This window comes from Bradyrhizobium sp. SZCCHNR1017 (assembly GCF_032381375.1).
In the GTDB taxonomy this organism is placed as follows: domain Bacteria; phylum Pseudomonadota; class Alphaproteobacteria; order Rhizobiales; family Xanthobacteraceae; genus Bradyrhizobium.
In genome coordinates, this window is sequence record NZ_JAUHIR010000020.1 from 46554 (window position 1) to 72084 (window position 25531).

The window sequence follows — 25531 nt, forward strand, 5'->3', positions numbered from 1 at the left end:
GAATGGAGATAGGGGCGCATGAAGATCGGCGAACTGGCCAGGCAGTCGGGGCTGACGCCCCATACGATCCGCTACTACGAGCGGATCGGGCTGCTGCCCAGGGCCGATCGCGATCATGCCCGCCAGCGGGACTACGACGCATCGATCCTGACCTGGATCGAATTCCTCGGCCGTCTCAAGGCCACGGGAATGCCGATCCGGGACATGCTGCGCTACGCCGAGCTGCGTGCGGGCGGCGCTGCCACGGAGCCGGAACGACGCCGGCTCCTGGAGCGGCATCGCGACGCGGTCCGGGCGCGCGTCGCCAGCCTGCAGGACTCCCTTCTCGTTCTCGACGGCAAGATCGCCGGCTATGCCGGCAGCAGCGAGAGGACGAACGATGATGACGCGATCCACGCCCAACCAGGCCACGACGACGAGCCCGATGCCGGGCGGCATGCCATCCGGCGCCAACAACGATCAGGATCGGCTGGCGCGCGGCCGGCGCGCGCTCGATAGCATCGACGGCGAGGCCGGCCGCAATGTGATCGCGGCGCTCGCCGACATCGCGCCGGATTTCGCGACCTACGTGATCGAGTTTCCGTTCGGCGACATCTATTCGCGCCCCGGCCTCGATCTGCGCAGCCGCGAGATCGCGACCATCGCAGCGCTGACCGCGCTCGGCAACGCCACCCCTCAGCTCAAGGTGCACATCCATGCGGGTCTCAATGTCGGCCTCAGCCGCGACGAGATCACCGAGGTGATCATGCAGATGGCGGTCTATGCCGGCTTCCCCGCCGCGCTCAACGGCCTGTTCGCGGCCAAGGCGGTGTTCGCGGAAGCGGACGCGAAGCCCGCATGAATTCGGGCGCCCGCGGTGAGCCCAGTCATGACGATGTGTTCTCATCGCCTGCGGACGCGGCCAAGGCCAGTGCGGCGATCGCATCCGCGATGGCCGCACGCATGTCGGGGGCCGCGATGCGACCATCTGCGGTCATTGCCGTCGGCGGCACCGGTACGGCGACGCAAGCCTCATCGACGATCGTCGCGCCCGCGCGCTCCAGCACCCTGCGCAGGTCGGCATGGGCGTCGTGCGCGCCACCATGGGCCGAGCAGTTGATCCAGCCGATCGGCCGTTGATAGAGGCTGCCGGCACTGACGGTCCAATCGATCATGTTCTTGAAGCTGCCCGGCAGCGAGCCCGCATATTCCGGGGTCGACAGCATGACGGCGCGGGCGCCGCCGAGCAGCTTGCGCAAGCGAATGACCGGCTCGGGCAAGGGATCGCAATCGTGGTCGGGATTGAAGTGCGGCAGCTCGCTCAGCCCGACGTAGATCGCCGGCGTGACATCCGCTGGCGCCAGCTCGGCCGCGGCGACGATCGCTGCACGGCAGGCCGATCGGGCGCGCAGGCTGCCGCTGATCAGAACGATGAGCGATGTGTCCTGCTGCATCTCGGTCGACATCATCACGGCGTGCTCCGCTGGCGAACGAAGCGCTCGTTCTTGCAGCCCGCGCACTATGGCAGCCAAGCGCCCCGGGATTTCAAATCAAATCACGCGTGAATCAACCGGGCTCGCCCGGACACCCGGACCGGCGCGCCTGGAGGGCCGTCGAGATCGACCTGCAGGCAGCAGGGCACGCCCATGTCCTCGCCCTGGCGGATCACGATCGGCCGCTCGGTCGCCCAGGCGAGCTCGCGCAGATAGCCGGCCAGCGCCGCGGCCGCAGCGCCCGTCGCCGGATCCTCGTAGACCCCGCCGAACGGAAACGGGTTGCGGGCGTGAAACAGCTGCGGCGTCTCGGCGTGCACGAGGGCGAAGGTGCAGAAGCGCTCACGCTGTGCCAGCACCTGGCCTCGAGCGAAGTCGTAGCTGATGGCAGCCAGGCGGCTGCGGTCGCGCAGGGCAATCACTGGATGATCCATGCCGGCGTGAGCGATCACCGGCGGGATCCGCTCGTCGAGTTCGTCTTGCGACAGCCCGAACAGCGCCAGGATCTTGTCGAGCGCCGCAGATGGCAGGGCCCGGGTCAGCTCGGCGGCGATCGAAACGCCGCGCTCCAGTCGGTCGCCGAATGATGCCCGTCGACAGTGATTTCGGCATGGTTGAGCGTCAGTGCGAACGTGCCGGAGCGCTCGTGCCTCGCCAGCGCCGCGCCGAGCGCAATCGTCGCGTGGCCGCAGAAATCCACCTCGTCCTGCGGCGCGAAATAGCGCACCCGCCATTTGTCGCCGATGGGCGCCGCGAACGCCGTCTCCGAATAGCCGATCTCCGCCGCCGTCGCCTGCATGGTGGCGGCCTCGGGCAGCGCCTCGCAGATGACGACCCCGGCCGGATTGCCGCCGCGTGGGCCGTCGGTGAAGGCTGCGATGTGCTGGATGATCATGGAGGTCTCGCGCTCGATCTCTGTGTTGGCGATGCTAGGCTTTCAGCGCTCGCAAGTGAAGATGTGCAAGACGTGACTCCACGCACCGCTGTCGTCCCTGCGAACGCAGGGACCCATACCGCGGAATCTATCGGTGAAGCGCAACTGCCAGTCGTCGTCCCACCGAAGCCGGTGGTTATGGGTCCCTGCGTTCGCAGGGACGACGGCGGAATGTGACGCGGCTTCCCTGTGTCGTCGGTGCGATGGTCTCCCGCGTTCGACCGCGGTCTACACGGATCGGCCCGCCCTCACATACGCCCGCTCGCCGGTCCGCGGATGAAACCACACGTCCAGCGTCTCGCCGCTGGTGGGATCGACGAAGCGCTCCTCGGTCTTGATCCAGTCCGGGCCTGGCGGCGCCGCCAGCGCATCGCGCTTGTAGCCTCCCTGGCGGAAGACGAACCACACCAGGACGACCGCTGATATGACCGCGAGCCAGAGCACGAGATCGATCACGGCGCGGGTTCGATGACGGCGGCGGTGCCATAGGCGACGATCTCGCTCATGGTCTGGCCGATCTCGGCGCTATCGAAACGCATCATCAGAATGGCGTTGGCGCCCATCGACGTGGCGTTGGAGACGAGCCGGTCGAGCGCATGGCGCCGCGCCTCCTCCAGCATCTGCGTGTACTCGTGGATCTCGCCGCCGACGATCGAGCGCAGGCTGGCCACCAGATTGCCCCCGAGCCCGCGGCTGCGCACCACCACCCCAAAACACTGCCCCAGCATCCGCACCGTGCGGTGGCCGGTCACGTTTTCCGTCGTTACGACGATCATGGGGGGCTCCATCTGATACTGGCCCGCTCGGGCAGGGGCGCTTGGATTTGACAACCCAGCCACGGTTCCGGTTCAAGGGAGCCACAAGTCTTGCCAGGGCGCCACGGCCAGACGGTGTTACAGCCCATAAACTGTTGAGCTTTGTTAACACTGAGTTTGGGCGTATTCGTTCCGTCGAACGCAAGGCATGCAGGCCGCTAGGCTCTCACTGCCCTATTGGAATCGATGACGGATCATAGCTCATGCCGATGAAGATGATCGCGCTCGCCGGAGCCCTGTGCCTCCTGCTCTCCAGTTCGATGGCATGCCGCGCGAACTCTGGTCCGTGGTGCAGGCCTGACGCTGCAATCCTGAGCTTCAAGAACCAACAGGGGCACGATCTCGCAAGGATCGAGCTGCGCGCCCTCAAGCCCAACTGCAACCGAAATCCGGAGAAGCTTGGCGCAAGCGTGGAAAGATCGATGCGCATCGAGCATGGCGGAGGGTGGACAGATGTTCCGGCGGAGTGCGTAGCCGGTGTTTCCTTTGAAGCAGATGGGTTGGCGCTGTCGGGCGACGATTCGGGACTTGGCATAGCGCTCGCCGGGAAATCGACTGACACGGCCGAGCGCGTGAGGCTCGTCATTTATAAGTCGCGTGAAAGGACCGCCTGCTTTCGCATCGAGCCATGTCCGAGCGCCGAGGATCAGTCGGACGAAGTCCGCGAGTGCTACAGAGAGTTGACGCGCTAAGCCCGCTCGGCCTGCGGATGACTGCAGACCGAGAGCGTCAGGAGACCTCTATCCCCGCCATTGCGAGGCATCGTTGCGCCGACGCAATCTGTGGATGGAGCCGGGTTGTTTCGTTCATCCGGCCGCGCGATGCGCGACCGGATGGCTCGCAATGACGGCTGCCGACTGCGTCTTACTCACCTGGGCGCGTAACCCGGCATGTCGCTGCGCTCATGCGGGCTACTGACCAGCGCCCCCAAAACTCCGCTGTCGTCCCTGGTCGGCATCCGTCGATGCATGCGCGTCGTCGGGCTTCCACGGGACGACACCGGGAGTGAAGCTGCTCTGCGGTCTGCATTGCGGAGCAGCGCCTGCCGCACTCGTCTGAGTCGCCCGACGGGCTGCCAGGATCTAGGCCCGAGCGCACCGCGAACTAATACGCCTGGCTGCTCCGAAACTTTCTTTTGGCGAGCAGGTCCAACGCCATCAGCCAATCCAGTCCAGTCTGCGCGAAAATTCCTCTTTCACATTTTCCGAAATCGTGGTTGTCTTTGTCTATCCCGCCTCGTCGCGAGGGGCGTACGCGTCGTCACGGACGTGAGGTGGGGTGCGATGGACGGGTCGGCTGCAACTGACGAGTGCGGCCGGCGCGGACGGCGAAGTCGCGTGGTCCTGATACCCCGACGCTGGTATCAAGTTGGCGCTGGTGCCGATGCATCGCGTCGATGACGGTGGCCAACAAGCCCGGTGCACCGAGGAGATCGCGTATAAGTCGTAAGCCATCGCGCAGGGAAGGCCGGGTCGCTCTGGCTGAACCTGTGGTTCCTGCCCCGTGCATTCTTGTTCGCACGGGGGCCGCGGGTGCCAGCCGGCATCCGGTCTTCCCTGCGCCCTCCGATTCGGAGGGAGGTATGCTTGCAAAGCTCGGGCGCTCATCGCGCCGCGAGAACGCTTCTCCACGCACCGCCGTCATTCCGGGGCGCCCGCAGGGCGAGCCCGGAATCCATACTCCCGGTCGTGGTTATGGATTCCGGGCTCGCGCTCCGCGCGCCCCGGAATGACGAGGTGGAGAGATCGTGCCGATATCCCATGGTTCGTTCGCGTGTTCGAAGTACCCGGCCGGAAGCCGAAGGCACCGCCGTCATCCCCGCGAAGGCGCCCGGTTAACCGGGCGATGACAGCGGTGGGGCGGATGGTCCGCTGGACCGGCCCGGGTCAGCCGTTGCGACCCAAGTCCCGTAACCGATGCCCCCTGACCCATGCTCCGTAACGCCGCCGTAACCCGCAGCCGGGACCATCGCTGCGGCAACAACCGGTTTCGCAACAAGGTCAAAACCATTATGGTGCCGGACCATGTTGCCGCCGGGCGGTTCCGATTTCGAATTCAATCAACGGGTTATGGCCTGGTGACGCAGGTCAGGAGAGCGGTTTGACGCGCTATGTTTCGACCCGCGGGGAAGCCCCCGCGCTCACCTTCTGCGATGTGATGCTGACCGGGCTCGCCCGTGACGGCGGCCTCTACGTGCCCGAGACCTGGCCGCAGCTGACGCCCGCGACGATCGCGTCGTTTTTCGGCCGGCCCTATTGGGAGGTCGCCGTCGAGGTCATCAAGCCGTTCGTCGCCGGCGAGATTTCCGACGAAGAGCTCGGCCGCATGGCCAACGAGGCCTATGCGACGTTCCGTCACCCCGCCGTGGTGCCGCTCGACCAGATCGCGCCGCATCAGTTCGTGCTGGAGCTGTTCCACGGCCCGACCTTGGCGTTCAAGGACGTGGCGATGCAGCTGATCTCGCGGCTGATGGACCACGTGCTGGCCAAGCGCGGCGAGCGCACCACCATCGTCGTGGCGACATCAGGCGATACGGGTGGCGCGGCGGTCGAGGCCTTCGCCGGCCGCGACAATGCCGACCTCATCGTGCTGTTCCCGCATGGCCGCATCTCCGAGGTGCAGCGGCGGATGATGACGACGTCGGGCGCGGCCAACGTCCATGCGCTGGCGATCGAAGGTCATTTCGATGACTGCCAGGCGATCGTGAAGGGCCTGTTCAACCATCACGGCTTCCGCGATTCGGTCAGGCTGTCGGGCGTCAACTCGATCAACTGGGCGCGCGTCGTCGCCCAGGTGGTCTACTACTTCACCTCGGCGGTCGCGATCGGGGCACCCCACCGCGCCGTCGACTTCACCGTGCCCACCGGCAATTTCGGCGACGTCTTCGCCGGCTATGTCGCCAAGCGCATGGGCCTGCCGGTGCGCACGTTGCGCGTCGCGACCAACGTCAACGACATCCTCGCCCGGACGCTGACGACCGGCATCTACGAGGTGCGCGAAGTGCATGCGACGGCTTCGCCCTCGATGGACATCCAGGTGTCGTCGAATTTCGAGCGGCTGTTGTTCGAAGCCGGCGGCCGCGACGCCGGCACCGTGCGGCGGCTGATGGACAGCCTCAAGCAGTCCGGCCGCTTCGTGCTGCCGGATGCCATGCTGGCGGCGATCCGCGCCGATTTCGACGCCGGCCGCGCTGACGAGACCGAAACCGCGGCGGCGATCCGCGCCGCCTTCCGCGAGGCCGGCGATCTCGTCGATCCGCACACGGCGGTGGCGCTGGCGGTGGCCGATCGCGACGGCACCGATCTGTCGGTGCCGAACATCGTTCTGTCGACCGCGCATCCCGCCAAATTCCCCGATGCGGTCGAGGCCGCCTGCGGGATGCGGCCGCATTTGCCGGTGTGGCTCGAAGGGCTGATGAGCAGGCGCGAGGACATCAGGATCATGCGGAACGACCAGGCCGAGGTGGAGAAGTTCATCCGCTCGGTCAGCCGGGCCGCCAAGCAGGGAATTGCATGATGGGCGTGGAAGTCACCAAGCTGCCGACGGGGTTGACGGTCGTCACCGACACGATGCCGCATCTGGAGACGGCGGCGCTCGGGGTCTGGGCCGGCGTCGGCGGCCGCGACGAGAAGCCGGACGAGCACGGCATCTCGCATCTGCTCGAGCACATGGCGTTCAAGGGCACGACCACGCGCAGCGCGCGCGAGATCGTCGAGACCGTCGAGGCCGTCGGCGGCGATCTCAATGCCGGCACCTCGACCGAGACCACGGCGTACTACGCCCGCGTGCTGAAGGCCGACGTGCCGATGGCGCTCGACGTGCTCTCCGACATTCTCGCCAATCCGTCCTTCGTGCCGGAGGAGCTGGAGCGCGAGAAGAACGTGATCGTGCAGGAGATCGGCGCGGCACAGGATACGCCCGACGACGTCGTGTTCGAGCATCTCAACGAGCTCTGCTTCCCGGACCAGCCGATGGGCCGCTCGCTGCTCGGCACCGCCAAGACGCTCGAGGCGTTCGATCGCGACAAGCTGCACGGCTATCTGTCGACGCATTATCGCGGGCCCGACATGGTGGTCGCCGCGGCCGGCGCCGTCGATCATCAGCGCGTGGTCGAAGACGTGACGAAACGATTTGCCAGCTTCAATGGCGGCCCGGCGCCGAAGCCGCTGCCGGCGGCGTTCGGCAAGGGCGGCTCGCGCGTCGTGCATCGCGATCTCGAGCAGGCGCATCTGACGCTCGCGCTCGAGGGCGTGCCGCAGGCCGACCCGTCGCTGTTCTCGCTACAGGTCTTCACCAACATCCTCGGCGGCGGCATGTCGTCCCGGCTGTTCCAGGAGGTGCGCGAGAACCGGGGGCTCTGCTACTCCGTCTACACGTTCCACGCGCCCTATAGCGACACGGGATTCTTCGGCCTCTACACCGGGACCGATCCAGCCGACGCGTCCGAGATGATGGAGGTCGTGGTCGACATCATCGGCAATGCGGTGGAGACCTTGAGCGAGGCCGAGGTCGCCCGCGCCAAGGCGCAGATGAAGGCCGGGCTCTTGATGGCGCTCGAGAGCTGCAGTGCCCGTGCCGAGCAATTGGCGCGGCATATCCTGGCCTATGGCCGGCCGCAGACGTTGCAGGAGATGGTCGCCAAGATCGAGGCGGTCAGCGTCGAGAGCACGCGCGATGCGGCGCGGGCGCTGCTCGCACGCAGCAAGCCGGCGGTCGTCGCGCTCGGCACCGGCAGGGGTCTGGACACGGCGGTCACTTTCGCCGAAGGTCTGACCGGTTCGAGATCGAAAGCCCAACTGCACTGAACGTGGTGCGGCTCGGTGCGGTCCGCGCATTGCAATCCGCCAGCGCTCGGCATCGGAGATCTGGGGTGGGTCGGAGCAGGCTTCGACCCGGAAAGAGCAGGGGGAGCATCACAGATGGCCCTGTTTCGCTTGCCATCCAACGGACCGGCTGCGCTGGCTCCGCGCGGCCAGGGCCTGCTGTTGCGCGCGCCGCAGATGGCCGATTATGCGCAATGGGCGCGGCTGCGCGAGATCAGCCGCGACTATCTCACGCCCTGGGAGCCGATCTGGCCGTCCGATGACCTGACGCGCTCCGGCTTCCGCCGCCGGCTGCGCCGCTATGCCGAGGACATCTCGGCCGACCGCTCCTATCCGTTCATCGTCTTCCGCGAGCAGGACGGCGCCATGCTCGGCGGCATCACGCTCGCCAATGTCCGCCGCGGCATCGTTCAGGCCGGCACCATCGGCTACTGGATGGGGCAGCCGTTCGCGCATCATGGCTACATGACGGCGGCGCTGCGGCTGCTGCTGCCGACCCTGTTCGGCGAGCTCAATCTGCACCGGGTCGAGGCGGCCTGCATCCCGACCAATACGCCGTCGATTCGCGTGCTGGAGAAATGCGGCTTCACCCGCGAGGGCCTGGCGCGTCGCTACCTCTGCATCAACGGGGTCTGGCAGGACCATTACCTCTACGGCCTGTTGCACGAGGATTTCCGGGGGTAGCAATCGTGATCGGGATCACCGCGGGAGTGGCCGATCGGGGCTGGTTCCGGCCTCTGAAATGGGTATAGACGCCTGGGCTGGGCGACCGAGTTGCCGGGGATATCAGACGATGCGAGAGACGAGCGTGATCAGGGCTGGAACGTTGGCAGCCGTGCTGCTGGCCTTGGGAGCCGCCGGCGCGGCGCCGCCGGCCGCCGCCCAATCGCTGACCGACCGCTTCAAGAGCCTGTTCGGCGGCGGCTCCGACAACAAGGGGCAGGAGAACCTGCCCGCCAGCGGCGGACCGCCGGTCGATCCGACCGAGGGCCTGACCTGTCCGCCGGTCAGCATTCGCGCCGGCGCCTCGACCTACGCCGTGGCCGCGCCCGGCAAGCAGGCCGTCGGCAACGACGTCCGGTTCCAGGCGTCGATCACCAAGACCGCGCGCGAATGCAGTCTCAACGGGGCCGAAATCACCGCCAAGATCGGCATCCAGGGGCGCATCGTTGCCGGCCCCGCGGGTGCGCCGGCGAGCGTCGACATTCCGATGCGCATCGCCGTGGTCCAGGGCGGCATCGGCGAGAAGGTGATCGCGACCAAGTCGTATCGCACCACGGTGCAGATGACCGAGGACGGCAGCGTGCCGTTCACGATCGTCGCGGAGGACATGGTCTATCCGGTGCCGCCGCCCGGCGCCAATGCCGACAATTACGTCTTCTACATCGGCTTCGACCCGCAGGCGCTGACCCCGGAGCGGCCGCACGGCAAGAAGCGGCGGTGACGATTGCCGTGGCGCGAGGCGCTCGCCGGAGAGCGTGAATAGCAAAAGGCCGGTGCGATGGGATCGCCCCGGCCTTTTGAAGTTGATGGATGAGATGGACTGCCGCTCAGTTCAGCTTGCGGCCGACTTCCGCGATGCCTTTAGCGACGAGGTCTTCGCCAAGAGCGCCCTTGACCGACTGCGACAGCACGGTCGCGGCGGCCTGGACGGCAGCCTCCGCCGCAGCGGACCTGACGTCGGCGAGAGCCTGGGCCTCGGCGAGGGCGATCTTGCCCTCGGCGGCCTTGGTGCGACGGGCAACGAAGTCTTCCATCTTGGCCTTGGCCTCCGCCGCGATGCGCTCGGCTTCCGCCTTCGCGCTGGTGACGATCTCCTCGGCCTCGCGTTCGGCGCTGGCGCGGCGGGACTTGTAATCGGCGAGCACTTTGGCCGCCTCTTCCTTGAGCCGCTTGGCCTCTGCCAGCTCGGATCTGATGCGCTCGGAGCGATTGTCGAGCGCCTTCAGGACCGTGCGGTGGACGCCGAGATAGGCGAACAGGCCCATCAGGATCACGAAGGCAATCGCAACCCAGGTTTCCGGATCAGCGAGCAAATGCATCAGGCTGTTCCCTTCAACGATGCATCGACCGCAGCCTCGACCGTCTTGGCCGCGGGGGCCTTGCCGGTGAGCTGCTTCACGATCGCGCTGGCTGCGTCTGCGGCGATGCCGCGGACATTGCTCATTGCGGTCGTGCGCGTGGTGGCGATGGACTTCTCAGCCGCCGCGAGCTTGGCCGCGAGGCTGTCTTCCAGCGCCTTGCGCTCGGCGTCCGAAGAAGCCGCGAGCTTCTCGCGGGTCTCCGCTCCGATCGCCTGGGCACGGGCACGAGCCGTCGCCAGCTCGCTCTCATACGCCTTCATCGCGGCTTCGGATTCATCCTTCAGCCGCTGCGCTTCAGCCAGATCGCCGTCGATCGACTTCTGGCGGGCGTCGATGACGGCCCCGACCTTCGGCAGCGCCACACGCGAAACGATCACGTACAGCGCCACGAAGGCGATCACCAGGGAGACGATCTGGGAGGGAAAGGTTTCCTTCTGGAAGGGAGGGAAACCATGCCCGCCATCGGCCTCAGTATGGGCGCTTGCGGTGCCCTTGGCCTCGCCGCCCTTGGCCTCGCCATGACTTTCAGCCACGGGCTTCTCCTGTCCGGCTCAGGCCGTCTTAGACGGCGTACAGCAGGAGCAGGGCGATCAGCAGCGAGAAGATGCCGAGCGCTTCGGTCACCGCGAAGCCGAAAATCAGGTTGCCGAACTGGCCCTGAGCGGCCGACGGATTGCGCAGAGCGGCCGACAGGTAGTTGCCGAAGATGATGCCGATGCCGGCACCCGCGCCACCCATGCCGATGCAGGCAATGCCCGCGCCAATGTACTTCGCTGCAACCGGATCCATGAAACGAACTCCTTTGAGGGGTTTGGTAGAGAGGGCCGGATCAGTGGCCCGGATGGATAGCATCGTTGAGATAGATGCAGGTGAGGATCGTGAAGACGTAGGCCTGGAGGAACGCGACCATCAGCTCGAGGCCGGTCAGCGCGACCGTGAGGCCGAGCGGCAGCAGCGCGCCAACCTTGCCGACGAAGCCGAGCGCGCCGAGCATGGTCACGAAGCTCGCGAACACCTTCAGGGTGACGTGGCCGGCCAGCATGTTGGCGAACAGACGGACGCTGTGCGAGATCGGGCGGGAGAAGAAGGAGATGATTTCGATCACGACCACCAGCGGCAAGATCACCGCGGGGATGCCGGACGGCACGAACAGCTTAAAGAACTTCAGGCCGTTCTTGTAGAAGCCGTAGATGATGACCGTCAGGAACACCAAGAGCGCCAGCGAGAAGGTGACGATGATGTGGCTGGCGACGGTGAAGGTGTAGGGGATGATGCCGACGATGTTCGAGACGAAGATGAACATGAACAGCGAGAACACCAGCGGGAAGAACGTCATGCCGTGCGAGCCGGCGCTGGTTCTGATGGTGTTGGCGACGAATTCGTAGGACAGCTCGACCACCGACTGGAACCGGCCCGGCACGAGCGCGCGCCCGGCGGCCATCATCATGACGGCGATCAGCACGACCGCGAGCAGCATGTACGCGGACGAGTTGGTGAAGGTGATCTCCTGATTGCCGATATGGCCGATCGTGAAGATCTTGTTGAGGTGGAATTGATGGATCGGATCGATCATCCGCGTGGCGTCTCATTGTTCACCGGCCACGCCGGCGCTTTGCAATTCACTCGTTGGTCTTCCGCGCCGAGGTCTTCCGCGCATGTCTCACTGGCGGGGCCTGTCGGGAGCTATGCCTGCGGATCTCACCACGTTCAACACGCCGGCGGCGAAGCCGAGCAGGAAAAACACGATGAATCCGAAGGGCGATGTCGACAGCAAGCGGTCGAAGCCCCATCCAAGCACCGCGCCGACGAGGACACCGGCAATCAACTCGGACGACAGTCGCAGGCCACGCGCCATGGCCGAAGCCCTGGCTGCAGTGTCACCGCTGCCGATTCCAGGTTGATCAGTCCCGATCGAGCGGCCGTCGCGAATTTCGGACAACCGTTGGTCGAGACTTCCGAGCCTTGCGGAAAGCGCAACCTCATCGGGCGACTTGTCGCGATCCTTGTGTCCGCTGCTCTCGTTCGTGTCATCCGCCATGTGCCATCCGCCACGTGTGGAGACCCGACCCGGTGCCGCGAGTTTCAGGAATTAGCGCCCCATCGCCCTATAAAGCCGGGCGGACCATACTGACCGCATCCCCCCAAGTCAAGATTGCGTGTTGAACTGTTAGGTGCCTGAATTTACACGTTTTCTCGGCTTTTTCGTCAGATCGGTCGCGCGTGTCACCGCGCCGCATCAACAGTGTTGTGTGCGGCTGCGATCTTGCACCTGTCAATGCCCTCTGATCCGATGTCGCTGACCTCCGACCGGCACGGGAACCCGCATGTCGCGCCAGATCGATTACTATTTCTCGCTGCAGTCGCCATGGGCCTATATCGGCCACCGGCTGTTCCGCGACATCGCCGCGCGTCACGGCGCGACCGTCAACCTCAAACCGGTCATGCTGGTGGATCTGTTCGCCGAGACCGGCGGGCTTCCGCTGGCCAAGCGCCATCCGGCGCGGCAGCGCTATCGCATCGTCGAGCTCAAGCGGTGGCGCGACAAGCGCGGTCTCGATTTCCACATCCAGCCGAGCAACTGGCCCTTCAACGCCCGGCTCGCCGACGGCGTCGTCATCGCGGCGCAGCAGGCCGGCCTCGATCCGGAGCCCTATCTGCAGCGCGCCTTCCCTGCCATCTGGGAGCAGCAGCTCAACCTTGCGCATGCCGAGGTGATCGCCGGCTTGGCCGATGCAGCCGGGCTGCCGGGCCGCGATCTCGTGACGCAGGCGGCGACGGACGTGGTCGGGGCGGCCTACGAGCAGAACCGGCAGGACGCGATCGCGGCCGACGTGTTCGGCTCGCCGGCTTATGTGCTGGACGGCGAGATCTTCTGGGGGCAGGACCGCCTCGAGCTGCTGGCGGACGCGTTGAAATCCGGTCGCTCCGCCTATACGTCCGAAACATAGGTGCGGCCTGTGGCAGGGGATCGCACCTGAGGCAACGTCATGGCCGCGACACAATGTCGGCGTGCATGGCGGCGGTTGCGAATGCGCCTGGGAGAGCCAGCCATGAGTCTCACGAAGCCGTACCGGCCGTCCCTCCTCGCGCTGCTGGCGTTGAGCTGCCTGGGCGGAGAGGCGTTTGCGGTCGAGGACACCGCGCCTGACGGCGACAAGGGACGCTATACGATGTCGACGACATCGGACGGCGTGATCCGGCTCGATACCAAGACCGGTGCGGTCTCGATGTGCAACAACAGCAGTGGATCGGGCTTTGCCTGTTACGCGGTGCCTGATGAGCGCGCCGCGCTGGACGCCGAGATCGGCCGTCTGCAGGCGGAGAATGAAAAGCTCAAGGGCCAGCTCGCGTCGCGCGATCAGAGCATCTCCGGCAAGATTGATGAGCCGCTGCCGAAAGATCAGGCGCTGCCCAAGTCCGATCAGTTGAGGAAAGCCGAACCCAAGACGGGGGACAAGCCGGGTGAATCGAAATCCTCCGATGGAACGCGCAAGCTCGAGATCCCGCTGCCCAGCGACCAGGACATGGACCGCATGATGGGGTTCCTCGAGCAGGCCTGGCGCCGGCTGCTCGACATGGCAACACGGGTGCAGAAGGACGTCTCGGGCAGGATCTGAGACCGCTTCGAGGAGGCTGTATCCATGTCGGCACGATCGGCCTCGCGCACGGCACTTTCGGTCGTCGCGATCGATACGGTGGCGACGTCGATCCTGACGGCGCAGACTTCGGGCCGCGGCTTCACCGATCTCACGCGCGAGGTCGAGGCGTTTCTGCGTGAAGTATCCGCCAGGGAAGGCGCGGTGACCCTGTTCGTTCGCCACACCTCGGCGTCGCTGACGATCCAGGAGAATGCCGATCCCACCGTGCTGCACGATCTCACCACGGCGCTGGCGCGGCTGGCGCCGGAGGATGCCGGCTGGATGCACGACACCGAGGGGCCGGACGACATGCCGGCACACGTCAAGACCATGCTGAGCGCGGTCTCGCTGCAGGTGCCGGTGCAGGACGGACGCATGATGCTCGGCACCTGGCAGGCGCTCTATCTGATCGAGCATCGTGCGCGTCCGCATCGGCGCGAGGTGGTATTGCAGTTCATCGGCGCGGCCTGAGGCCATAAAGAGAAAACCCGCGGGTCTGAAATGCGGAACGGCCGCGGAGTGATCCGCGGCCGCTCGTCGTTGGAGGCAGATGCGAGCGGGGTGCCGCTCGCCTCGTGATCAATTGGCCTGGATGTCGACGTCCTTGGTTTCCGGCAGGAACAGGAAGCCGACCACCGCAGTGATCACGGCGAAGAAGATCGGGTACCACAGGCCGGCATAGATATCGCCGGTCGAGGCCACGATCGCGAAGGCGGTTGCGGGCAGGAGGCCGCCGAACCAGCCGTTGCCGATGTGATACGGCAGCGACATCGAGGTGTAGCGGATCTTGGTCGGGAACAGCTCGACCAGCATCGCGGCGATCGGGCCGTACACCATGGTGACGAAGATCACCAGGATGAACAGCAGACCGATGATGGCGGCCACCTGCGGACGGAAGATGTCGAACGGATGCGCCATCTTGACGATCCCGGCGTCACCCGCCTTCGGATAGCCGGCCTCGCCGATCGCGGCCGTCAGCGCCGGGTTGCTGGTCTTCGCATCGGTGTAGGGCACTTCCTTGCCGTTGAAGGTGACCTTCACGCCGGAGCCGGCCGGGCCATAAACGGTCGAGTACCTGACCGAGGACTGGGCCAGGAAGGCGCGGGCGGTGTCGCAAGGCGCGGTGAAGACGCGGGTGCCGACCGGGTTGAACAGATCGCCGCAGCCGGCGGGATCAGCCACCACTTCCACCTTCGTCGCCTCGATCGCCTTCTCCAGCGCCGGATTGGCGTTGGTGGTGATCATCTTGAAGATCGGGAAGAAGGTCAGTGCCGCGATCAGGCAGCCGCCCATGATGATCGGCTTGCGGCCGATCTTGTCGGACAGCATGCCGAACACGATGAAGAAGCCGGTGCCGAGCAGCAGCGACCAGGCGATCAGCAGGTTGGCGGTGTAGCCATCGACCTTCAGGATCGATTGCAGGAAGAACAGCGCGTAGAACTGGCCGGTGTACCAGACCACGCCCTGGCCCATCGTGGCGCCGATCAGCGCCAGCAACACGATCTTGGCGTTGCCCCAGTTCGCGAACGCTTCCGTCAGCGGCGCCTTCGAGCTCTTGCCCTCGTCCTTCATCTTCTGGAACACGGGCGATTCGTTCAGGCGCAGACGGATCCAGACGGAGACGCCGAGCAGCAGCACGGAGACCAGGAACGGAATGCGCCAGCCCCATTTGGCGAAGTCGGCCTCGCCGATGATGGTGCGGGTGAACAGGATGACCAGCAGCGACAGGAACAGGCCCATCGTCGCCGTCGTCTGGATGAAGGAGGTGTAGTAGCCGCGCTTGCCCATCGGGGCGTGCTCGGCGACATAGGTCGCGGCGCCGCCATACTCGCCGCCGAGCGCGAGGCCCTGCAGCAGGCGCAGGCCGATCAGGATCACCGGTGCCGCGAAGCCGATGGTCTCGGCGTTCGGCAGCAGGCCGACGATGAAGGTCGACAGGCCCATGATCAGGATCGTGACCAGGAAGGTGTATTTGCGGCCGACGATGTCGCCGATGCGGCCGAACACGATCGCGCCGAACGGGCGGACCAGGAAGCCGGCGGCGAACGCGAGCAGTGCGAAAATGTCGCGGGTGGCTGCCGGATAGCCGCTGAAGAACTGCGCGCCGATGATCGAGGCCAGCGACCCGTAAAGATAGAAGTCGTACCACTCGAAGACGGTGCCGAGAGAGGAGGCCAGAATGACGAAGCGTTCGTCCTTCGTCATGCCTCCCGATCTCGCTTGTGTGGCTACCATTGTTGACATCGGCATTCGCTCCCCATGATTGTTGTGATGATGGCTTTCGCCTCCGCATGCCGGACTTGGACGGCGCAGGTCGCGGAGACCTTGCTCTTCAGTAACATTGCAGTGAAACCCGCCCCAATACGACTTTCGGCTCTGCCCTCTGCGGCGCGCGGGAAAGATGGGGACATTGCGCCGGATCAAGTTCGGTGAGCGGCCGTCGCGCTACCGATGTTGCGTTGCACAAGGTTCGGATTAACCGCCTTCCCTGCAAGTGGAATTGGACGCTTGCATGCAACCGGTGGCCGGGCGAGTATTTCCGGAAAACCGGGCGCGTGCAGTTGCAGCACGTCGTCGGTCTCGCAAGGTCAAGTCTGGATTCATGGCGGCTGCCAGCACCCATCTCGTCATTGCCGATGATCACCCGCTGTTCCGCAACGCTTTGCGGCAGGCGGTCGCGAGCGTGCTCGCGGAGGCCGTGGTCGACGAGGCCGGTTCGTTCGAGGACCTCACCGCGCTGCTGGAAAAGGATTCCGAGGTCGATCTCGTACTTCTCGACCTCACCATGCCCGGCATCTCCGGCTTCTCGGGCCTGATCTATCTGCGCGCGCAATATCCGGCGATCCCGGTCGTCATCGTGTCGGCGAGCGACGATGGCGCGACGATCCGCCGCTCGCTCGATTTCGGCGCCTCCGGCTTCATCCCGAAGCGGTTCGGCGTCGACACGCTGCGCGATGCCATCAAGAAGGTGATGGACGGCGACGTCTGGGTGCCGCCCGACACGGACTTGGCGGCCGGCGCCGATCCGGAGATGACCAGGCTGCGCGACCGTCTGGTGACGCTGACCCCGCAGCAGGTGCGGGTGCTGATGATGCTGTCGCAGGGGCTGCTCAACAAGCAGATCGCCTACGAGCTCGGTGTCTCCGAGGCGACCATCAAGGCGCATGTGTCGGCCATCCTGCAGAAGCTCGGTGTCGAGAGCCGGACGCAGGCGGTGATTGCGGCGGCGAAGATCGCGGGCAGCGCCTGGCGGCAGGACGCGCCGACGGGGAAGTAAGCGACGGGAAAATCTGGATGAGTCGTCATTCCGGGTTCGGCTCTGCGAGCCGCCCCGGAATGACGACACCCCGCAGCGGTCTGCCGGAGGCGCCATTGGCCGGCGCTTGATGCCGTCTTGCAGTGTATGTGGACAGCGTCCATTCCGCACGCCTTCTGCTTCACTCGCGACACACCTTCACGGCCTCGCGGCGCATCGCGCGTCCGAGCTTTGCCGATCATCCACCCTCTTGAACAGAGGGCGCAGGGAAGGCCGGGCGCTGGCCGCGCCCGTGGCCCGCCTGCAGAAAAAAGCAGGCGGCAGTCACCACAGGTCTGGCCGAACACACCCGGCGGATTCAATTGGTCGTCGCAACACTCGATGAGGAGGTTGCGATGGGCATTCGAAAGAAACGGTCAACGCGGGGCAAGCTGGGATCATTGGGGCGCCCACCAGTTGCGGGGCGTGCGGAACAGCAGAAATTTTGGCGTGGGATTGCCGCTGGGTTGAACAGCGAGAATGCTGCGCTGGCTGCTGGATTATCGGATGCTGTCGGCCCCCGATTATTTCGAAAAGCGGGCGGCGTGGCACCGGCAATGTTCCGACCTTCAGCGAAGCCGCTCTCCGGACGGCACCTCTCTTTTTCTGAGCGCGAAGAGATTGCGCTGCTGAATGCGCAGCGCCATTCTGTACGAGAGATAGCGCGGCGTCTCAATCGATCTCCCTCGACCATCTCCCGTGAACTCGATCGCAATGCGGCCACGCACGGCGGCAAGATGGCCTATCGGGCGACGGCCGCCCAGTGGCATGCAGATCGATCGGCCCGGCGTCCTAAGCCGAGCAAGCTTGCAAGCAACGCCGCCTTGCGCGCTTATGTTGAAGAGCGGCTTGCAGGGTTTGTCGCACCTCCAGGCGGCGTTCGGCGGAAGGCCGGTCGTGCGGGCTCTAGCCAGGATCAGGGGTGGACGAAAGCGTGGAGTCCCGAGCAGATTGCCCGGCGCTTACCGATCGACTTCCCGGATGACGAGGCGATGCGCATCAGCCACGAAGCCATTTACCAGGCGCTTTTTGTTCAGGGCCGAGGAGCGCTGAAACGCGAGTTGTCGTCCTGTTTGCGAACGGGACGTGCGCTGCGCGTGCCCCGAGCGCGTACGCGGAAGCGCAGCAAAGGCTTCATATCGCCAGAGATCATGATCAGTGAGCGTCCGGCCGAAGTCGCGGATCGAGCTGTGCCGGGACATTGGGAAGGAGATCTGATCGTCGGCTCCGCCAGCTCGGCAATCGGCACGCTGGTCGAACGCAGCACGCGGTTTACAATGCTCCTGCACCTTCCACGGCTGCCGGGGTTTGACGATGGCCCACGTACGAAGGATGGGCCTGCGCTCTCCGGACACGGAGCTGAAGCGGTACGCGATGCGATCACGCGCACCATCGTCACCTTGCCCAAAGAACTCCGCCGCTCGCTAACCTGGGATCAGGGGACCGAAATGGCTCAACACAGTGACCTCAAGATCGATACAGACCTTCAGATCTACTTCTGCGATCCAAGAAGCCCCTGGCAACGTGGCACGAACGAGAACACGAATGGCCTGCTGCGGCAGTACTTCCCGAAAGGTACCGATCTGAGCGTCTACGATGCTGACGAGATCGCCGCCGTGGCCGCAGCGCTCAATTCCCGACCGAGAAAGACGCTAGGATGGAAAACTCCAGCAGAAGCGCTTGACGAGCTGCTGTCACGAATGAAAACACTTGGTGTTGCGACCACCGCTTGAGCCCGCCCCCGGCCCTCCCTGCGCGATGGTTTTGACGGCTGCTCCGAGCTCTCCCCGGGGACCGGCGTTCTTGCCCCCGTCGTCGGCAACATCGTCGTCACCGACTTGGCATCAGCACCGGGATGCCAGGACCACACGGCTTGACCGTGCGCGCCGGATCGTTCGTCGGCATGAATGATCACGCTGCGACCCGACGCGCCCACCGCGTCCCGCACCCCACGTTCGTGACGATCGCGAAGCGCCCCTCATGACGAGCACGGGACGACTCAAGGGGTAGCACGATTTCGGGGAAAAAGAAAGTCTGTATCTAGGGGGACGCAGAGCAAAGTGCGCAAGCTTCGCTTAGGCCCATCTCCGTGCAAGTCTCCCCAAAGCCACGGTAAGATTCCGCAGGTGTGCCGAGGCGCCCTGCCGCGAGGTTTGCGACGTTGAGTTTTGTTGGACTGTTACCGAGGCCTTCCAGTCTTGTGGAGCAAGTGACGCCTTGTTGGTCCGTACATCAATCCGGTCGGCTAGACCTGATCTTTGAGATCGAGTGTAGCAATCTCCTCCCTCACTTCGTCGCTAAGATAATTGGGATTGACCGTTCGCAGATATCGAAGTGCTTCTACGTCATTGGCCTTGTACTCCAGGCGTCGCTTGTAAAATGTTAGGCGACCTTCGGATTCCGAGATTATCTGACCCCAGGTCTTTACCCAAACTCGAACCTTCGGCTCGTCATACTCGGCCACTAAGCCGCGTGCTTTGCCAGTCTGGCGCGTCTCAATTTCGGCGTCGCGAGTCAAGCTATTCGATATTGCAACGAAGTCCCATTCCACATTGGGAGCCTTGAACCTGTCGTCCGAAGCAACTGCCTTTGCGTACGAGGATCTGCGCGATCAGGCCGCCGAAGGAATGGCCGATGAGGGCGGGGCGCCGGTCGAGTGCGCCCGCGATCGCGGCGAAGTGCGCCGCTACCTCGCCGATGGTTTCGGGCGCGGCGGCGCCACCCATCTCCGCCGGCCAGCCGGGCGCCAACCCGGCGTAGCCGGCGGCGTCGAACAGCTCGACCCACCGATCCCACGAGCCGGGCTTCAGCCACAGGCCGTGGATGAAGATGATCGCGCGCCTTTGCGAGGCGTTGGCCCCGCCGATCGCATCATCGCATGTGTGGGTCGACATGATCGGCGCCCTTCTGCTGCGTTGGATCAGTTGCGCGGCGGCGTGGCGGCGGACTGCCCGTTGAGGAAGGCGTCGATCGCAGCGACCGTCGCGGCCGGCTGCTCCTCCATCAGCCAATGGCCGGAGCCGGGGATGACCTGCTCCTGCACGTTGGACGCGCCGGCCCGTGCCACCACCGCCATGGTCGGGCCGAAGGACGCCGCGCCACCGATCGCCAGCACCGGCATCGTCAGCTTGCCATGCGCCGCGAGCCAGGCGCGGTTGTCGATCGCGTCCTGATCGAAGGCGGCGAACTGGCTGAAGCCCGCATGCATCCGCCCCGGGCCGGCATAGAGCTGCGCGTAATGGACGCGCGCGGCCTCCGGGAAGTGGGCAGGGTTAGCCGAGAACTCGTTCCAGAAGCGGTCGAGATAGATGCGCTCGCGCCCCTCCACCAGGCGCTCCATGTCGGGGCCGCCGAAGCGGAAGTGCCACAGCAGCGGGTTCTTCAGGATCTCCTCCCACGGGCCGATGCCCGGCACCGGCGCATCCATCAGCACCAGCTTGGTCACGCGGTCGGCGTGCCGCGCCGCCAGCGCATAGGCGACCATGTTGCCGATGTCGTGCGCCACGACCTCGGCGGTGCGCGCGCCCAGCGCGTCCATGACGCCGGTGATGTCCTCGGCCTGGTTGGCCTTCTCAAAGCCCCTGTCGGCGCGGGCGGACAGGCCGAGCCCGCGCAGGTCGGGCACGATCACGGTGTGGTTCTCGGCGAGCTTAGCGGCGAGCGGCACCCACATGTCGCCGGTGTCGCCATAGCCGTGCAGCAGGACGACCGCCGGTCCGCTGCCGCCGACGCGGACATGGATCGTGGTGCCGTTGGTCGGGATCTCCTGGGTGCGGAAGGTCTTCGGGAAATTGCCGGGCGCGTCGGTTGCGTCGGCGAGGGCGGCGCTGGTCAGCATCGTGAGCGCGCTGGCGGCGAGGGCGGTTCGTTGCAGCAGGCGGGGAAGGGTCATGGCGATCTCCTCATTGGGCGTGTTGATGCACGCAAAGCTAGACGAGGGAGGTGCGCGGTATTAGAGGGTAGCCGCGCCAAGGATTTTTGATCGGGACGCAAAGATGGTACTGGCCAGCGCGGATCGTGCCAGGGATCTCGAAGTGTTCTGCGCCGTCGCCGGCAGCGGCAGCTTCTCGGCCGCTGGTCGCAGTCTCGGGCTGACGCCATCGGCTGTGAGCCGGACGCTCGACCGCATCGAGGCGCGGCTTGGCGCGCGGCTGCTGTTGCGAAGCACGCGGGCGCTGACGCTGACCGCCGAGGGGCAGTCCTATCTCGCGGCCGCCCGTCGCATTCTCGCCGACCTCGACGAGGCCGAGCAGGCGATCGCAGACCAGGGCGCGCCGCGCGGGCGCATCCGGGTCAGCGCCGCCCTCTCGCACGGCCGCGTCTGCATCGTCCCTCTGCTCGGCGAGTTCGTGCGGCGCTATCCGAACATCCTGGTCGACATCAATCTGAGCGACGGGCTCGTCGACGTGGCGGCGGGGCAGGCGGACGTCGCGATTCGCGGCGGTCCGCTGCCCGACAGCGCGCTCACCGCGCGCCGCCTCGGCGACAACGGCCGCACCATCGTCGCCTCGCCCGACTACCTGGCGCGCTGGGGCGTGCCGGAGGCGCCGGAAGACCTCTACAACCACAATTGCCTGAACTTCAGCTTTCGCCGCGCCGAGCCGGTGTGGCCGTTCCGCCGCGATGGCGTCGACTATGCGCTGAAGGTGCGCGGCGCCGTCGAAGCCAACAGCGGCGACACGCTCAGCCAGCTCGCGCTCGATGGCGTCGGCATCGCCCGCGTCGGCGATTTCAGCCTCGGCAACGCGATCGCAGAGGGGCGGCTGGTGCCGCTGCTCGAAGCGTTCAATCCCGGCGACAGGGAGGTCTTTCACGCCGTCTTCGTCGGCGGCGCCAACACGCCCGCGCGTGTTCGGGTGTTCGTGGACTATCTGGTCGAGCGGATGGGGGACAGTCCCGGCAAGGCAGCAACGCGGCGAGGGTCGTGACTTGGCAGCCGCCCTTACTCCGCCGCCACCATCTGCTGAATCCGCCACTGTCCCAACAACGCCCGCAGCGACGCCGGCTTCAGCGGCTTGTTGAGCACGGCGATGTTGTCGTCGCGGGCGGCAGCGCGGACGTGGGGGCTGCGGTCGGCGGTGATCAGGATCGCGGGCAGCGCCTCGTTGAAGCGGCGGCGGATGTCGCGGATGGCGGCGATGCCGTTGCCGCGGTCGAGATGGTAGTCGACGAGCAGGCCGGTGACGGCGCCGTCGCGCGCCGCGATCGCCTCCATCGCGGACTCCGGATCAGGGACGGCGATCACCTCGGCGTCCCACGCCGTCAGCAGGGTCTTCATGCCGTCGAGGATCGCCGGATCGTTCTCGATGCAGACGATCAGGGCGCCCGCAATCGGCGTCGTCGCCAGCGGGGTCGCGGTGGTGACGGCGGCGGTGTGGTTGATCGCCTTGGCGATCGGCACCGTCACTGAGAACACCGAGCCGCGGCCGGGCCGCGAGTCCAGCGCAATGCCGTGGTTCAGCACGCGCGCGATGCGCTCGACGATCGACAGCCCCAGGCCGAGGCCGCGCGCGATCCGCGCGCCCTGCTCGAGGCGGTGGAATTCCTTGAAGATCTCGCCGCGCTTGACCGGGGGGATGCCGACGCCGGTGTCGTAGACGCCGATCTGCAGCGACTGGCCGTGGCGGCGGCAGCCGACCAGCACGCGGCCCTTGGGGGTGTACTTGATGGCGTTGGAGATGAAGTTCTGCAGCAGCCGGCGCAACAGCAGACGGTCGGACTCGACCGGCAGCGACGACGGCACGAACACCAGCTCCAGACCCTTGGCGCGCGCGGCGGGCGCGAACTCGATCTCCAGCGAGCGCATCAGGTCGGCCATCTTGAAGCTCGAGACCTGCGGCGTCATCGCGCCGGCATCGAGCCGGGAGATGTCGAGCAGCGCGCCGAGAATCTCCTCGATCGCCTCGAGCGAGTCGTCGATGTTCTCGACCAGGCGCGAATCCTCGCCGGCCGTCTGCCGCTCGACGAGGCTCGTCACGTAGAGCCGCGCCGCGTTCAGCGGCTGCAGGATGTCGTGGCTGGCCGCCGCAAGGAAGCGCGTCTTGGAGATGTTGGCGTCCTCGGCGGCGCTCTTGGCCAGCGCCAGCTCCGAATTCAGCCGCGTCAGCTCCTCGGTGCGGTCGCGGACGCGCTTCTCCAGCGTCGCATTGGCGCGCTCCAGTGCCTCGGCGGCTTCGAACGAGGGCGTGACGTCGGTGAAGGTGATGACGAGGCCGCCATCCGGCATGCGGTTGGTGCGGACCTCGATCACCATGTGGCGGTCGGCGAGGCGTTCCAGATAGGGCTCGCCTTCGGTGGTGTAGGCGGCGAGCCGCCGCGCCAGCAGCGCCTCGCCGTCCTCATAGGTGGGCGCGCCGATCGTGCCCATGAATTCGAGGATCTCCTTCAACGGACTGCCGATCTGCACCAGATCCGGCGGCAGCCCGAGCAGGTCGACGAACTGGCCGTTGGAGCAGATCAGTTGCAGGTCGGCGTCGAACACCGCGATGCCCTGGCGCACATGGTTCAGCGCGGTCTGCAGGATCTCGCGGTTGAAATGCAGCGCGGCATGGGAATCGTCGAGCAGCTTGAGCGCGGCCTTGGCCGACACCGTGCGCTTGCGCAGGAGCAGCGACATCACAAGGCGCGACGACGCCGCGCCGATCGAGGAGGCGATCAGGTGCTCGGCATGGCGCAGCAGCTCGAAATCGGCCGGCGCGGCCGGATCGAGCGGGAGGTTGCGCTGGGCGGCGAACGCCTCGAACGAGGCGCGGGCACGGTCGGGACCGAGATATTGGCCGACCGTGCTCTGGATGTCCTGCACCGTCACGGTCGAGCGCCAGCGCCGGAAGCTCGGCGCACTCGGCGTCAGCTCGGCCGGCACGAAGATGTCGGCCTGCAACAGCTCGATCGACGACGGCTGCCGCGCCAGCGACAGCACGACGTAGGTCAAGAGATTGAGCGACAGGCTCCACAGCACGCCGTGCAGCAGCGGCGGCAAATCGGTGCCGAGCAGCGCCTGCGGCCGCAGCGGCTCGAAGCCGAACGGACCGTGCTGCAGGAACAGGATGCCGGCGGTGGAGGTGTCGAGGAAGCTCGGGATGAACAGCGTGTAGAGCCAGACGGCGAAGCCGACCAGCATGCCGCCCATCGCGCCGCGCGCGGTCGCGCGCCGCCAGAACAGACCGCCGAAGAAGCTCGGCGCGAGCTGCGCGATGGCGGCGAACGACAGCAGGCCGATCGCGGCGAGCTGGGTGTTGCCGAGCGCGCGGTAGTAGAAATAGGCCATCACCATGATGGCGAAGATCGCGATGCGGCGGGTGCCGAGCAGGAAGCCGGCGAAGTCGCGGCCGATCTCGCGCTGCTCCTGGCGCTGCAGCACCAGGGGCACGACGATGTCGTTGCACACCATGATCGACAGCGCCACGCATTCGACGATCACCATCGCGGTCGCCGCCGACAGGCCGCCGACGAAGACCAGGATCGACAGCCATTGCGAATTGGCTTCGATCGGCAGCGCCAGCACGTACATGTCGCTGTCGACGGCGCCGAACGGGAAGGTGATGAGGCCGGCGAGAGCGATCGGGATCACGAACAGATTGATCGCGATCAGATAGAGCGGAAACAGCCAGCGCGCACGCGACACCTCGGCATCGTCGGCGTTCTCGACCACGCTGACATGGAACTGGCGCGGCAGCAGCATCGCGGCGCAGAACGACAGCAGGGTCATGGTGAGGAAATTGCCGATGCCCGGCACATATTCCAGCGCGCGCTCGGCCTCCGGCGATTTCATGGCCCGCTCGATCAGCTCGACCGGCGAGAACATCCAGAAGGTGACGAAGGCGCCGGCGGCGATGAAGGCGACCAGCTTGATGATCGACTCGGTCGCGACCGCCAGCATCAGGCCGTGCTGATGCTCGGTGGCGTCGGTCTGCCGCGTTCCGAACAGCACCGCGAAGACAGCCATCGCCAAGGTGACCATCAGCGCCATGTCGCCGACGAAGGGGATGTGGGCGAAGGCGCGGTCGTCGATCAGGATGGTCTGCAGCGACGAGGCGACGGCCTTGAGCTGCAGCGCGATGTAGGGCACCGAGCCGATGATCGCGATCAGCGCCACGGTGGCCGCCACCGCCTGGCTCTTGCCGTAGCGGGCGCCGATCAGGTCGGCGACGGAGGTGATGTTCTGCGACTTGGCGAGCCGGATCACCCGGCGCAGCAGCGGCGTGCAGGCGCCGACCATCAGGATCGGCCCGAGATAGATCGCGAGGAAGTCGACGCTGGTGCGGGAGGCAAAGCCGACCGAGCCGAAGAAGGTCCAGGACGTGCAGTAGATCGCCAGCGACAGCGGGTAGATCAGCCCGGCCAGCCGACCGCGGCTCTCTGCCGGCCGCCGTTCGCCGGCCCGGTTGCCGCGGCTGGCGACCAGGAACAGGAACCCGATATAGCCGAACGCGGCCAGGATCACGCCCCAGTCGTGCAGCATCTCCTACGC

At 66.0% G+C, this 25531-nt stretch carries 25 protein-coding genes and 1 pseudogene; 13 read left to right on the top strand and 13 right to left on the bottom strand.

Going from position 1 to position 25531, the window contains the following annotated elements:
* Window positions 1-18: 18 nt before the first annotated feature.
* Together QW863_RS31850 and QW863_RS31855 are read left to right on the top strand one after the other, a co-directional pair.
* Window positions 19-498: a MerR family transcriptional regulator gene (locus QW863_RS31850; RefSeq protein ID WP_315717918.1), complete on the top strand. Its 480-nt coding sequence runs from the start codon at window positions 19-21 to the stop codon at window positions 496-498.
* On the top strand, window positions 437-841 hold the full coding sequence (locus QW863_RS31855; protein WP_315717917.1) for a carboxymuconolactone decarboxylase family protein: 405 nt from the start codon (window positions 437-439) through the stop codon (window positions 839-841). Before QW863_RS31850 ends, QW863_RS31855 begins: the two co-directional genes overlap by 62 nt.
* Window positions 842-866: 25 nt before the next feature.
* On the opposite strand, the gene QW863_RS31860 is transcribed toward QW863_RS31855, so the two are convergent.
* From QW863_RS31860 to QW863_RS31875, 4 genes and pseudogenes are all read right to left on the bottom strand, one after another.
* Window positions 867-1448, bottom strand: a complete 582-nt coding sequence (locus tag QW863_RS31860) for an NADPH-dependent FMN reductase (RefSeq protein ID WP_315717958.1) — start codon at window positions 1446-1448, stop codon at window positions 867-869.
* Between the two features lie 86 nt (window positions 1449-1534).
* A pseudogene (locus QW863_RS31865) lies at window positions 1535-2367 on the bottom strand (PhzF family phenazine biosynthesis protein).
* Between the two features lie 267 nt (window positions 2368-2634).
* Window positions 2635-2862 carry a hypothetical protein gene (locus tag QW863_RS31870; protein ID WP_315717916.1) on the bottom strand — a complete coding sequence of 76 codons (228 nt, stop codon included), beginning with the start codon at window positions 2860-2862 and terminating at the stop codon, window positions 2635-2637.
* A complete protein-coding gene (locus QW863_RS31875) occupies window positions 2859-3182 on the bottom strand; it encodes a heavy metal-binding domain-containing protein (protein ID WP_315717915.1) in 324 nt (107 codons plus the stop codon). Before QW863_RS31875 ends, QW863_RS31870 begins: the two co-directional genes overlap by 4 nt.
* 242 nt (window positions 3183-3424) lie before the next feature.
* Between QW863_RS31875 and QW863_RS31880 the strand changes: the two genes are divergently transcribed.
* The 5 genes from QW863_RS31880 to QW863_RS31900 all read left to right on the top strand — a co-directional run bounded on the left by QW863_RS31880 (window position 3425) and on the right by QW863_RS31900 (window position 9488).
* Entirely contained in the window at window positions 3425-3913 is a 489-nt protein-coding gene (locus QW863_RS31880; protein WP_315717914.1) for a hypothetical protein, read from the top strand.
* Window positions 3914-5321: 1408 nt separating this feature from the next.
* Window positions 5322-6737, top strand: a complete 1416-nt coding sequence (gene thrC, locus QW863_RS31885; RefSeq protein WP_315717913.1) for a threonine synthase — start codon at window positions 5322-5324, stop codon at window positions 6735-6737.
* A complete protein-coding gene (locus tag QW863_RS31890) occupies window positions 6737-8026 on the top strand; it encodes a pitrilysin family protein (RefSeq protein WP_315717957.1) in 1290 nt (429 codons plus the stop codon). The genes thrC and QW863_RS31890 overlap by 1 nt, the downstream gene beginning before the upstream one ends.
* A gap of 114 nt (window positions 8027-8140) precedes the next feature.
* Window positions 8141-8728, top strand: a complete 588-nt coding sequence (locus QW863_RS31895; protein WP_315717912.1) for a GNAT family protein — start codon at window positions 8141-8143, stop codon at window positions 8726-8728.
* A gap of 142 nt (window positions 8729-8870) precedes the next feature.
* Window positions 8871-9488, top strand: a complete 618-nt coding sequence (locus QW863_RS31900) for a hypothetical protein (protein ID WP_315717956.1) — start codon at window positions 8871-8873, stop codon at window positions 9486-9488.
* Between the two features lie 106 nt (window positions 9489-9594).
* Here the strand turns inward: QW863_RS31900 and QW863_RS31905 are convergent, their stop codons facing one another.
* The 5 genes from QW863_RS31905 to QW863_RS31925 all read right to left on the bottom strand — a co-directional run bounded on the left by QW863_RS31905 (window position 9595) and on the right by QW863_RS31925 (window position 12166).
* Complete coding sequence (locus QW863_RS31905; protein WP_315717911.1) at window positions 9595-10086, bottom strand: ATP F0F1 synthase subunit B; 492 nt, start codon at window positions 10084-10086, stop codon at window positions 9595-9597.
* The gene (locus QW863_RS31910; RefSeq protein WP_315717910.1) at window positions 10086-10661 is read right to left on the bottom strand and encodes a F0F1 ATP synthase subunit B'; all 576 of its coding nucleotides are present in this window, start codon (window positions 10659-10661) and stop codon (window positions 10086-10088) included. The genes QW863_RS31905 and QW863_RS31910 overlap by 1 nt, the downstream gene beginning before the upstream one ends.
* 28 nt (window positions 10662-10689) lie before the next feature.
* A complete protein-coding gene (locus QW863_RS31915; protein WP_006615622.1) occupies window positions 10690-10917 on the bottom strand; it encodes a F0F1 ATP synthase subunit C in 228 nt (75 codons plus the stop codon).
* A 40-nt stretch (window positions 10918-10957) separates the two neighbouring features.
* On the bottom strand, window positions 10958-11701 hold the full coding sequence (locus QW863_RS31920; protein WP_315717909.1) for a F0F1 ATP synthase subunit A: 744 nt from the start codon (window positions 11699-11701) through the stop codon (window positions 10958-10960).
* 87 nt (window positions 11702-11788) lie between these two features.
* Complete coding sequence (locus QW863_RS31925; RefSeq protein ID WP_315717908.1) at window positions 11789-12166, bottom strand: AtpZ/AtpI family protein; 378 nt, start codon at window positions 12164-12166, stop codon at window positions 11789-11791.
* Window positions 12167-12452: 286 nt separating this feature from the next.
* On the opposite strand from QW863_RS31925, the gene QW863_RS31930 reads away from it, so the two are divergent.
* The 3 genes from QW863_RS31930 (at window position 12453) to QW863_RS31940 (ending at window position 14237) form a co-directional block, all read left to right on the top strand.
* On the top strand, window positions 12453-13076 hold the full coding sequence (locus QW863_RS31930; RefSeq protein ID WP_315717907.1) for a 2-hydroxychromene-2-carboxylate isomerase: 624 nt from the start codon (window positions 12453-12455) through the stop codon (window positions 13074-13076).
* Between the two features lie 102 nt (window positions 13077-13178).
* Complete coding sequence (locus tag QW863_RS31935; protein WP_315717906.1) at window positions 13179-13745, top strand: hypothetical protein; 567 nt, start codon at window positions 13179-13181, stop codon at window positions 13743-13745.
* A 24-nt stretch (window positions 13746-13769) separates the two neighbouring features.
* Window positions 13770-14237, top strand: a complete 468-nt coding sequence (locus tag QW863_RS31940; RefSeq protein WP_315717905.1) for a secondary thiamine-phosphate synthase enzyme YjbQ — start codon at window positions 13770-13772, stop codon at window positions 14235-14237.
* Between the two features lie 108 nt (window positions 14238-14345).
* Here the strand turns inward: QW863_RS31940 and QW863_RS31945 are convergent, their stop codons facing one another.
* Entirely contained in the window at window positions 14346-16016 is a 1671-nt protein-coding gene (locus QW863_RS31945; protein WP_315717904.1) for an MFS transporter, read from the bottom strand.
* Window positions 16017-16368: 352 nt separating this feature from the next.
* On the opposite strand from QW863_RS31945, the gene QW863_RS31950 reads away from it, so the two are divergent.
* Both QW863_RS31950 and QW863_RS31955 read left to right on the top strand, forming a co-directional pair.
* A complete protein-coding gene (locus QW863_RS31950) occupies window positions 16369-17043 on the top strand; it encodes a response regulator transcription factor (protein ID WP_315717903.1) in 675 nt (224 codons plus the stop codon).
* A 374-nt stretch (window positions 17044-17417) separates the two neighbouring features.
* Window positions 17418-18794, top strand: a complete 1377-nt coding sequence (locus tag QW863_RS31955) for an IS30 family transposase (protein ID WP_315715219.1) — start codon at window positions 17418-17420, stop codon at window positions 18792-18794.
* A gap of 786 nt (window positions 18795-19580) precedes the next feature.
* On the opposite strand, the gene QW863_RS31960 is transcribed toward QW863_RS31955, so the two are convergent.
* Window positions 19581-19955, bottom strand: coding sequence for an alpha/beta fold hydrolase (locus tag QW863_RS31960; protein ID WP_315717902.1), 375 nt, complete (start codon window positions 19953-19955; stop codon window positions 19581-19583).
* A gap of 26 nt (window positions 19956-19981) precedes the next feature.
* On the bottom strand, window positions 19982-20953 hold the full coding sequence (locus tag QW863_RS31965) for an alpha/beta hydrolase (protein ID WP_315717901.1): 972 nt from the start codon (window positions 20951-20953) through the stop codon (window positions 19982-19984).
* 103 nt (window positions 20954-21056) lie between these two features.
* Here QW863_RS31965 and QW863_RS31970 point away from each other — a divergent pair, with 103 nt between their 5' ends.
* Window positions 21057-21989, top strand: coding sequence for a LysR family transcriptional regulator (locus QW863_RS31970; RefSeq protein ID WP_315717900.1), 933 nt, complete (start codon window positions 21057-21059; stop codon window positions 21987-21989).
* 14 nt (window positions 21990-22003) lie between these two features.
* Here QW863_RS31970 and QW863_RS31975 read toward each other — a convergent pair whose 3' ends face one another.
* Window positions 22004-25522, bottom strand: a complete 3519-nt coding sequence (locus QW863_RS31975; protein ID WP_315717899.1) for a PAS domain-containing hybrid sensor histidine kinase/response regulator — start codon at window positions 25520-25522, stop codon at window positions 22004-22006.
* Window positions 25523-25531: the final 9 nt, after the last annotated feature.

Excerpts from the sequence above, each read along its gene's own strand:
- QW863_RS31850 (WP_315717918.1), top strand. The coding sequence starts at position 19 with ATGAAGATCGGCGAACTGGCCAGGCAGTCGGGGCTGACGCCCCATACG.
- QW863_RS31855 (WP_315717917.1), top strand. The coding sequence starts at position 437 with ATGCCATCCGGCGCCAACAACGATCAGGATCGGCTGGCGCGCGGCCGG.
- QW863_RS31860 (WP_315717958.1), bottom strand. The coding sequence starts at position 1,448 with ATGATGTCGACCGAGATGCAGCAGGACACATCGCTCATCGTTCTGATC.
- QW863_RS31875 (WP_315717915.1), bottom strand. The coding sequence starts at position 3,182 with ATGATCGTCGTAACGACGGAAAACGTGACCGGCCACCGCACGGTGCGG.
- QW863_RS31880 (WP_315717914.1), top strand. The coding sequence starts at position 3,425 with ATGCCGATGAAGATGATCGCGCTCGCCGGAGCCCTGTGCCTCCTGCTC.
- QW863_RS31890 (WP_315717957.1), top strand. The coding sequence starts at position 6,737 with ATGGGCGTGGAAGTCACCAAGCTGCCGACGGGGTTGACGGTCGTCACC.
- QW863_RS31895 (WP_315717912.1), top strand. The coding sequence starts at position 8,141 with ATGGCCCTGTTTCGCTTGCCATCCAACGGACCGGCTGCGCTGGCTCCG.
- QW863_RS31905 (WP_315717911.1), bottom strand. The coding sequence starts at position 10,086 with ATGCATTTGCTCGCTGATCCGGAAACCTGGGTTGCGATTGCCTTCGTG.
- QW863_RS31915 (WP_006615622.1), bottom strand. The coding sequence starts at position 10,917 with ATGGATCCGGTTGCAGCGAAGTACATTGGCGCGGGCATTGCCTGCATC.
- QW863_RS31920 (WP_315717909.1), bottom strand. The coding sequence starts at position 11,701 with ATGATCGATCCGATCCATCAATTCCACCTCAACAAGATCTTCACGATC.
- QW863_RS31925 (WP_315717908.1), bottom strand. The coding sequence starts at position 12,166 with ATGGCGGATGACACGAACGAGAGCAGCGGACACAAGGATCGCGACAAG.
- QW863_RS31930 (WP_315717907.1), top strand. The coding sequence starts at position 12,453 with ATGTCGCGCCAGATCGATTACTATTTCTCGCTGCAGTCGCCATGGGCC.
- QW863_RS31935 (WP_315717906.1), top strand. The coding sequence starts at position 13,179 with ATGAGTCTCACGAAGCCGTACCGGCCGTCCCTCCTCGCGCTGCTGGCG.
- QW863_RS31940 (WP_315717905.1), top strand. The coding sequence starts at position 13,770 with ATGTCGGCACGATCGGCCTCGCGCACGGCACTTTCGGTCGTCGCGATC.
- QW863_RS31945 (WP_315717904.1), bottom strand. The coding sequence starts at position 16,016 with ATGCCGATGTCAACAATGGTAGCCACACAAGCGAGATCGGGAGGCATG.
- QW863_RS31950 (WP_315717903.1), top strand. The coding sequence starts at position 16,369 with ATGGCGGCTGCCAGCACCCATCTCGTCATTGCCGATGATCACCCGCTG.
- QW863_RS31955 (WP_315715219.1), top strand. The coding sequence starts at position 17,418 with ATGGGCATTCGAAAGAAACGGTCAACGCGGGGCAAGCTGGGATCATTG.
- QW863_RS31960 (WP_315717902.1), bottom strand. The coding sequence starts at position 19,955 with ATGTCGACCCACACATGCGATGATGCGATCGGCGGGGCCAACGCCTCG.
- QW863_RS31965 (WP_315717901.1), bottom strand. The coding sequence starts at position 20,953 with ATGACCCTTCCCCGCCTGCTGCAACGAACCGCCCTCGCCGCCAGCGCG.
- QW863_RS31970 (WP_315717900.1), top strand. The coding sequence starts at position 21,057 with ATGGTACTGGCCAGCGCGGATCGTGCCAGGGATCTCGAAGTGTTCTGC.
- QW863_RS31975 (WP_315717899.1), bottom strand. The coding sequence starts at position 25,522 with ATGCTGCACGACTGGGGCGTGATCCTGGCCGCGTTCGGCTATATCGGG.